This is a genomic window from Streptomyces sp. XM83C, from assembly GCF_023072675.1.
Lineage (GTDB): Bacteria > Actinomycetota > Actinomycetes > Streptomycetales > Streptomycetaceae > Streptomyces > Streptomyces thermocoprophilus.
Map to the genome: position 1 here is coordinate 1 of NZ_JALLGL010000507.1, position 2,326 is coordinate 2,326.

Sequence of the window (2,326 nt, forward strand, 5' to 3'; positions counted from 1 at the left end):
GAGGGGCTGGTGTCCGGTGGGGGGCTGCCCTCGGGTGAAGGGCTGCTGTCAGGTGGTGGGCTGCGATGAGCGGGCCTGTGCGTGTGCTGCTCGCCGACGACCACACCCTCGTACGACGCGGGGTACGGCTGATCCTGGAGGCCGAGCCCGATCTGACGGTCGTGGCGGAGGCCGGGGACGGGGCCGAGGCGGTCGAACGGGCCCTCGCCGGGGACGTGGACCTGGCCGTGCTGGACGTGGCCATGCCCCGCATGACCGGGTTGCAGGCGGCGCGTGAGCTGAGCCGGCGACGGCCCGGGCTGCGGCTGCTGATCCTGACCATGTACGACAACGAGCAGTACTTCTTCGAGGCGCTCAAGGCGGGAGCCTGCGGCTATGTGCTGAAGTCGGTCGCCGACCGCGACCTGGTCGCCGCCTGCCGCGCGGCGATGCGGGACGAGCCGTTCGTGTACCCCGGTGCCGAACGCGCCCTCGTCCGCTCCTGGCTCGAGCGGCTGCGCCGCGGTGACGGCCTGCCGGAGCGGGCCGTCACCGAGCGCGAGGAGGAGATCCTCAAACTGGTCGCCGAGGGGCACACCTCCCGTGAGATCGCGGCGATGCTGTCCATCAGCGCCAAGACGGTCGAGCGGCACCGGGCGAACATCCTGCACAAGCTCGGGCTGCGCGACCGTCTGGAGCTGACCCGCTACGCGATCCGGGCGGGGCTGGTGGACCCCTGAGCCACCGGCGCGGACCGGGTGGACGAACGGGAACCCGTGGGCAGGATCACGACGTCACACAACTGATCGAACCGACGGGGCCGTTGTTGCCGGTCGAGTTGGCCGTGAAGCCGAAGGTGACACTGCCGTCCGCCGGGATGGTCCGGTTGTAGTCCGCGGCGCGGACCGTGACCGTGCCGTCCGACGCGGTCGACACCGTACCGCCCCACACCGTGTTGATCGTCGTGCCGGAGCCCGGCTTCCACGACACGGCCCAGCCGTTCAGTGCCGAGCTGTTGTGGTTCATGACCTCGACGGAACCCTGGAAACCGCCACTCCAGGAGCTGGTCACGCTGTACACCGCCATGCAGCCGGTGTGCGGGTCCGACGGGTCGGTCGGGTCGGTCGGGTCCGGGGTCGGGTCGGTGGGGTCGGGCGACGGCGTGCTGCCGGAGCCGCGGATGCCCGTCACCTCGCCGTGGCCGCCGTCGAAGACGACGTCCGAGCAGGAGAAGAAGTTCTCCTGGCTGTCGGAGCGCACCCACTGGATGAACAGGATCGCGTCACCGGAACGCCCCGACGGCAGCGGCAGGTTCCAGTAGTAGTGGCCGCCGTCCGCGCCCGGCGAACCCGTCTGCGGCGGGTCGGTGACCGTCTGGATCAGCTCCAGGTCGGACCAGCCCAGCGGCTGCGTCGGCGAGTACGACGGCTTGGTCAGGTACACCCGGAACGACCCCGGGTGCGCGGCCCAGTTGCTGTACTGCGCCTGGATCGTCGCCCCGCTCGTCAGATGCGTGCGCGGCCAGTCCGATCGGGCCGCGTTGTAGGCGGAGAAGTCGTACGGCGACCGGTCACCGGCGCTGCACAGCGTGCCGTCCGGCACATAGCCCTCGCCCTGGCCTCCCGCTCGGGAGTCCAGCACGGCGAACCAGTTGTACAGCGCGTTCGGCCCGCTCTTGCTCAGCGCGTCCTTGCAGGCGGGGTTGGTCGGATCCAGGCTGCCGGACGATGTCTTGGCGTCCAGCCAGCACAGATAGGTACGCGATCCGGGCAGCATCGCCACGCCGTGCGCCTGTGCGGTGCCCTGGTTGAGGAGGGTCAGCACGAGCGCCGCGGCCAGCGTGGACAACGCCGCCAGCAGCGACAAGAGCTTGTTGCGTCGAGCCACGTTCTCTCCTTCCGTGTGGAGTCCCCGCCCGCCCGGGGTGCGGGTGCCGTCCGGACGGGCGGGGAGGTCGTGGGGTGAGCGGATGGATCGGGCGGGCGGGCTGCCCCGGGCCGCCGTGGTGCCGGGCGGGCGGCTGTGACCGGTCGCCGTGGTGTCCCGCGGACGGGGATCAGGGCGATGCCCCCGGGCCCGGTTCCGAGGGCGGGTGCGCGGTCGTCCCGGGCCGGGAGGTCGTCACGGTGGCGTTGCCCGGGGGGTCGGTGAACTGGCCCGACAGGCCGAGCGCCAGCGTGGCGAGCCCAGCGGCGAGGAGGGTCGCGCGACGCCGCCCGTGACCGGGGCGCCGGCCGACGCGGCGGGTACGGCCTGTGCGGCTCGTACGGCCGGTGACGTGCTGGTCGTTCATGTGCCCTCCTCGTGCTTGTGGGGTGCTCCGTGGGTGGCTGGGCGGGGCGGGGAG

The 2,326-nt window shown here is 72.1% G+C and carries 3 protein-coding genes; 1 reads left to right on the forward strand and 2 read right to left on the reverse strand.

What is annotated here, in order from left to right:
* The first annotated feature begins 65 nt into the window (after window positions 1–65).
* Window positions 66–719 carry a response regulator gene (locus tag MTQ10_RS29810; protein ID WP_247473617.1) on the forward strand — a complete coding sequence of 218 codons (654 nt, stop codon included), beginning with the start codon at window positions 66–68 and terminating at the stop codon, window positions 717–719.
* 46 nt (window positions 720–765) lie between these two features.
* Here the strand turns inward: MTQ10_RS29810 and MTQ10_RS29815 are convergent, their stop codons facing one another.
* Together MTQ10_RS29815 and MTQ10_RS29820 are read right to left on the reverse strand one after the other, a co-directional pair.
* Entirely contained in the window at window positions 766–1,866 is a 1,101-nt protein-coding gene (locus MTQ10_RS29815) for a lytic polysaccharide monooxygenase auxiliary activity family 9 protein (protein WP_247473619.1), read from the reverse strand.
* Between the two features lie 169 nt (window positions 1,867–2,035).
* Window positions 2,036–2,272, reverse strand: a complete 237-nt coding sequence (locus tag MTQ10_RS29820) for a hypothetical protein (protein WP_247473621.1) — start codon at window positions 2,270–2,272, stop codon at window positions 2,036–2,038.
* Between the last annotated feature and the right edge of the window lie 54 nt (window positions 2,273–2,326).